Source organism: Flavobacterium sp., from assembly GCF_044368625.1.
In the GTDB taxonomy this organism is placed as follows: domain Bacteria; phylum Bacteroidota; class Bacteroidia; order Flavobacteriales; family Flavobacteriaceae; genus Flavobacterium.
In genome coordinates this window covers 22,263-28,704 of record NZ_JBIPPD010000012.1, presented here as the reverse complement: position 1 = coordinate 28,704, position 6,442 = coordinate 22,263, and the positions used below count along the sequence as shown (strand labels likewise).

The window sequence follows — 6,442 nt, the reverse complement described above, 5'->3', positions numbered from 1 at the left end:
CTTACAACTGTATCTGAACGAGTTTGTTTATAAGCTAAATCGCAGATATTTTGGTGAGAAAATCTTCGATAGACTAGTGATAGCAAGTATTACAGGAGTATGATTAAAAAAGGATATGCATAAAAATATAATTTTTATTTTTTTCTGCTCTTTTTTAAAATCTCCTTCGTAAATAAATCGGCTGTATATTTTTCGTATAACTCAAATAAGTAAACCATTCTGTTGGCTTCGCTTGTAAATGGTGCAGTTCTGTAAGCAGAATCTACAGCTTTGTCTAACTCGTTATGTGCTTTTATTAATGTTGGTGGCATTGTTAACGGATTGTATAAATCAGCCAAAGAACTATTTGGAAAACTTGAACGAACTTCTAGAACTTTTTGTGCTTTTTCATCAATTAGTTTTATTTGTTTTACTGAAGGACTTTCTGGCCAAGGATAGTTGTTATATACTATACTTGCGGAATATCTGTAGTCACTTTTTAATCTACCACAAATGTATTTTACCCAAGCCATGTGCATAATTGAAGTCAAAATACCAAAATGATAAAGAGTTGAATTTGGTAAAACATACAATTGATTTGAAGCAATAATTTCAGAAGAAAGAAATGCAATTGGAATATATTTTCTATTAACAGAAGAAACGGTTGGGAAAGCTAAATAATTTGTTTTTGGTTGTCTTACTTCAGCAAAAAGAGTTGGAGTCTCAGCTAATTTTTTTGTATTACCTCTTTCACTATTTGAACGCCACTTTCTAACTAATTCTACTCTTTCCTTAATTAGTGAATTATTAATAATTTCGGAAGGTTCTGCATTTGCAAGCCATAAACAAAAACGCTTTTCTGAATGAAGTAATTCTCTTCCACCGATAAAAGGTTTGATTAATTTGTCTGAATTTTTATTTGCCGAAATAATTTCATTTCGTTCTAATTCTGAAAGAGTATAATTACCATCGTCTAAAGCAAAACTTCCATAAATAATTTCTGGCACATTACAAATTGGAGATTTTCTATTTTCTACTGTAATGTCTTTACCTTCAACTAGAAAGGGATTTATGTTTTTTACTTTTAATTCATGTGGCTCTCCTTTAATATTCTCATATTCAAAAATACTTTTGTTATTAGTGTCGTAGTTCGCAAAACCTACAATCACACAATGCACCGCAGCATTCCCTTTGGCTTCATTACTCCATGAAAAAGTTTGATGAGCAAAATGTATTTTAATTTTGTAAATATCAAATAATATTTTCCATAAAAGCCCAACTTGTTCTCCTTGAGCAATAGAATTTGTTGATACAAAAGCAACTTTAATTTTTGTATTTTGAATTAGTTGTGATGCTTTTAAATACCAACCAGTCACATAATCTAAAACACCAGTTCCTTTAATATTTACAAATACTCTTTCCATATCTGCTTTTTGTTCAGGTTTTTGTTCCTTTTTGCCAATAAATGGTGGATTACCAATAATATATGAAAGATTATCTTTTGGAATTACATTTCCCCAATCAACTTGTAATGCGTTTCCGTGAACAATATTTGCTGATTTTTTTAATGGCAAACGTGCAAAATATTGACCGAATTCGTTACTAATTAACATATTCATTTGGTGGTCGATTAGCCACATTGCAACTTCTGCAATTCGTGCTGGAAATTCTTCATATTCAATTCCGCCCATCATATCGACATCGAGCCAAATAATTTCTGAAACATCCAAAAATCCTTGTCCGGATTTATTTAATGCACGTAAAACTGCAATTTCTAACAAACGTAATTCTCTGTAAGTAATTACTAAAAAGTTTCCGCAACCACAAGCTGGGTCAAGAAACTTGAGCTGACTAATTTTTTTGTGAAACTCTGGAAGTTTGTTTTTATTGTTTTTTATGTTTTCAAATTCTGTCCAAAGCTCGTCCAGAAATAGAGGTTTAATGAGTTTTAGTATATTGGTTTCGCTGGTATAGTGTGCGCCAAGATTTCTGCGTTCTTTTGGATTCATTACGCTTTGAAACATGGAACCAAAAATTGCGGGAGAAATTTTGCTCCAATCGATGTAACAACAATCTAATAATGCTTTTCGCATTTTGGAATCAAAACTTGCCATTGGCAAGATTTCTTGAAATAGTTTTCCGTTTACATATGGAAATTCTGCTAATTGCTCGTCAAGGTTTTTGAAACGTTTTTCACTTGGTGTGTCGAGAACTTGAAAAAGTTCTTGCAATTTTGGTGCTAAATCGCTTCCATCTTCATTGGTGCGAAATTCTATATAATCTTGAAATTGTTGTTTGTTGAAAATTGTTGTGTCTTCAGCAAAAAGACAAAAGAGGAGGCGAACCAAATATACTTCCAACGGATGGCCATCGTAACCGATTTCTTTTAACCTGTCGTGAAGTTTACCCATAAATTCAGCTGCTTTGATGTTGGCTGGATCTTGTTCTTTGTAAACTTTCTTTTGATAACCTAGTAAAAAGCCAAAACTTTGAACATTGTTTACTAAATCTAAAATTTTAAATTCAACAATGTTTCCTTCTTCTAAATCGTAAAGCTTGAAGATTTCAAAATCGGAAACTAAAATGTATTTTGGTAGTTCGTGTTGTTTTAAACCGTGTAGATAATCTTTAGCTTGTAGAAACGCTCTGTCAAGATTTTTTCCTCGACTTTTCATTTCTATTAAAATCGTGCCTTTCCAAAGTAAATCAATATAACCATCCCGCTCATCAAGTTTTTTAACCCGATGCTCAAAAGTTGCAACTTTTTTACTATAAATTCCGAATACATTAAAGAATTCTACTAGGAATGGTTTTGCGTCTGCTTCTTCATTAAAATATTCTGCCCACTCATTTGAAAATTTTACAGCGCGTTCTTTAATTTCGTTCCAACTTAATGCCATAATTTTAATTCTTAAAAATGCTAAAGTAGTGATTTAATTAACTCACAATTATGATAAAGTTGTCAGAAAAGCATTTTATCAAAAACTATATTATTTAACTTCTTTATTTAATCAACTATTACAATTATCGATTAAGAATCGGTTTAGGCATCCATAGATGTCAATTTTCTTCGGCACCAGAAAATCATTAATTTATTGATCAAAAAAATCCAGTTGCAAATTTGAAAATGCTTGTTCGGATCAAAGGATTATCTAATAGAAATATTTATTTTCGGCAATTTTTCGGCAAAAAATAAAACAAAAAACCCTTAAAACGTTGATTTTAAGGGTTTTCTAAATTTTAAAAGTGCGGATAATAGGACTCGAACCTACACGCCTTGCGGCACCAGATCCTAAGTCTGGCATGTCTACCAATTTCACCATATCCGCAAAATTATCTCACTAAACTAAAGATTTTCATTGGTATACGTTGAATCTTCAATTTGTGAGTGCAAATATATAGATAATTTTGAATTTTGAATTATAATTTTTGAATTTTTTTCAAATTATTTTTTAGTATTTTTGAAGTTGATAAAAATTAAAGTCAAAAATGGATACGATAAAAGATTATGTTCAAAAAAACAAACAAAGGTTCATCGACGAACTGATTGAATTGTTAAAAATACCCTCTGTAAGTGCCGATTCTGCTTATTCGCAAGATGTGATTGACACCGCAGAAGCAGTAAAAACAAGACTTGAAGAAGCAGGTTGCGACAAAGTAGAAATTTGCGATACTCCTGGCTATCCTATTGTTTATGCTGAAAAAATGATTGACCCAAACTTGCCAACTGTTTTGGTTTATGGTCATTACGATGTACAACCGCCGGATCCAATGGAATTGTGGACTTCACCGCCGTTTGAACCCGTTATTAAGAAAACTGAAATTCATCCAGAAGGTGCTATTTTTGCCCGTGGGGCATGTGATGATAAAGGGCAAATGTACATGCATGTCAAAGCTTTGGAGTACATGGTAAAAACCAATAACCTTCCGTGCAACGTCAAATTCATGATTGAAGGCGAAGAAGAAGTGGGATCAGCTAGCTTGAGTTGGTTTGTAGAACGCAACCAAGAAAAGCTAAAAAATGACGTGATTTTAATTTCCGACACGGGAATGATTTCCAACACACAACCTTCGATAACGACAGGTTTACGCGGTTTGAGCTACGTAGAAGTCGAAGTTACAGGCCCCAATCGCGATTTACATTCGGGATTATACGGAGGAGCGGTTGCCAATCCTATCAATATTTTGGCAAAAATGATTGCTTCGTTGCATGACGAAAATAACCACATTACGATTCCTGGTTTTTATGATAAAGTAGAAGAACTTTCGGATGCAGAAAGAGCCGAAATGGCCAAAGCACCTTTTTCATTAGAAAACTACAAAAAAGCGTTAAACCTGAGCGATATTCATGGCGAAAAAGGCTACACCACAAACGAACGAAATTCAATACGACCAACGCTTGACGTTAACGGAATTTGGGGCGGCTACCAAGGTGAAGGGGCTAAAACAGTTATCGCAAGTCAGGCTTTCGCTAAAATTTCGATGCGATTGGTTCCTAATCAAGACTGGCATGAAATTACCGAATTATTCAAAAATCATTTCGAAAGCATTGCTCCAAGTGGTGTGACCGTAAAAGTAAAACCACATCATGGAGGTCAAGGATACGTTACTCCAATAGACAGTATTGGATATCAAGCTGCCGATAAAGCCTATTCTGAGAGCTTTGGTGTAAAGCCAATTCCGGTTCGTTCAGGCGGAAGTATTCCTATCGTTGCTTTGTTCGAAAAAGAATTAAAATCAAAAACCATTTTGATGGGATTTGGATTGGATTCCGATGCGATTCACTCACCTAACGAACATTTCGGAGTTTTTAATTACCTAAAAGGGATTGAAACGATTCCATTGTTTTATAAATATTTTGTGGAGTTAAGTAAATAATTTCATCTTAATAACTTAAAATCCGTTTATTCTTTGCTGGGTAAACGGATTTTTTATTGGGGCGTTACCCCGTCTTGCCAAGTTTTGTTCCGTCTTTGAGGACCGGAACAAAACTTAACAAGACACGGTCGGGCTTTCGCACTCGCTTCCCGATGAAAAATCGGGAGAGCTCAAACAATTGCTCAATCCCTAACGCAAGACAGTCGTCAGCAGAAAATTATTTTATATCTAACACTGCCAAGTTTCAAAACCCAAGAACTGTTATTGCTAAGCAACTATACCAAAATCCAAAATTTGGCGTTACTTTTGTAAACATCATCAATCAATCGGTATTGGACACGTTTTCAGTACCTCAATCATCAAACATCATGTTAAAAAACTTTTTCATCCTTTGTTCAGGTGTCGATCAAGACATTGTTCAAAGTTGTTCAAACGGCGAACAAAACAAATATGCCGGAATTGGCGCCACCGTTTTCTTTACAGCCATTATGGCTTTTATCGCCAGTTCGTATGCCCTTTTTACGGTTTTCGATAATTATTATTTAGCTGTTTTCTTCGGACTTGTTTGGGGATTATTGATTTTCAATCTCGACCGATTTATTGTTTCTACCATCAAGAAACGCGACAATTTCAAAAGTGAATTTATTCAAGCCACTCCCCGAATTATTTTGGCCGTCATCATCGCCATCGTAATTTCGAAACCATTGGAAATCAAGATTTTTGAAAAGGAAATCAACACCTTATTATTGAAAGAAAAAAATGCAATGGCATTGACCAACAAGAAGGAAGTTGCCCTTTATTTTCAATCCGATTTAGACAAAAACAAAACGCTAATCGACAGTTTGAAATCGGAAATTTCCAAGAAAGAAAAAGAAGTCAACGATTTATACAACGTGTACATTACCGAAGCCGAAGGAACTGCGGGAACCAAAAAACTTGGAAAAGGACCTGTTTTTAAAGAAAAAATTGCCAAACACGATTTGGCGAAAGCCGAACTCGACACTTTGCGAAAAAACAACGCGACCAAGATTGCCGATTTAGAACTAAAATCGAAAACACTACAAACTGATTTGGATCAAAAAGTATCCGAAACCCAACCCATTATCGATGGTTTTGATGGACTTATGGCAAGAATCAATGCGTTGAACAAATTGCCTTGGTTGCCTTCGTTTTTCATTATGCTGTTGTTTTTGGCAATCGAAACTTCCCCGATTATTGCTAAATTGTTGTCGCCAAAAGGAGAATATGATTTGAAAGTGGAAGATGCCGAATTGGCTTTGAACAACATTTTAGCCCAAAACAAACACCAAAGCGAATTACAAAAAACAAGTGACGCCGAAATTTATAACAACGTTTATGCTGAAATCCGCGGCGACAAAGAACTGCACGACTACAAGAAAAAACGAGCGATAGAATTATTGAAGTTGCAAGCGGATGGTTTTGTTGAAAAACAAACGAAAAGTATTTAACTTCAATCATTTAATAAATTTTGACTTTGAAATTTCAGTCCATTCACCAACGAATGGATTTTTTTATGCTACTTTTTTTGCTCTACACTTGTAGAATGAAAAATAGTTTTCTACAT

At 34.4% G+C, this 6,442-nt stretch carries 3 protein-coding genes, 1 tRNA gene and 1 pseudogene; 3 read left to right on the top strand and 2 right to left on the bottom strand.

The genetic code is table 11. The features are described from left to right. A pseudogene (locus ACIQ2X_RS01950) lies at positions 1-103 on the top strand (IS1595 family transposase); the annotation flags it as partial. A 31-nt stretch (positions 104-134) separates the two neighbouring features. On the opposite strand, the gene ACIQ2X_RS01945 reads toward ACIQ2X_RS01950, so the two are convergent. Together ACIQ2X_RS01945 and ACIQ2X_RS01940 are read right to left on the bottom strand one after the other, a co-directional pair. Further along, positions 135-2,879, bottom strand: a complete 2,745-nt coding sequence (locus ACIQ2X_RS01945; protein ID WP_396177191.1) for a class I SAM-dependent DNA methyltransferase — start codon at positions 2,877-2,879, stop codon at positions 135-137. Positions 2,880-3,226: 347 nt separating this feature from the next. After that, positions 3,227-3,308 (bottom strand) — tRNA-Leu (locus tag ACIQ2X_RS01940). A 160-nt stretch (positions 3,309-3,468) separates the two neighbouring features. Here ACIQ2X_RS01940 and ACIQ2X_RS01935 point away from each other — a divergent pair. Next, on the top strand, positions 3,469-4,857 hold the full coding sequence (locus tag ACIQ2X_RS01935; protein ID WP_396177190.1) for a dipeptidase: 1,389 nt from the start codon (positions 3,469-3,471) through the stop codon (positions 4,855-4,857). A 368-nt stretch (positions 4,858-5,225) separates the two neighbouring features. Beyond that, the gene (locus ACIQ2X_RS01930) at positions 5,226-6,326 is read left to right on the top strand and encodes a DUF4407 domain-containing protein (RefSeq protein WP_396177192.1); all 1,101 of its coding nucleotides are present in this window, start codon (positions 5,226-5,228) and stop codon (positions 6,324-6,326) included. The last annotated feature ends 116 nt before the right edge of the window (positions 6,327-6,442 follow it).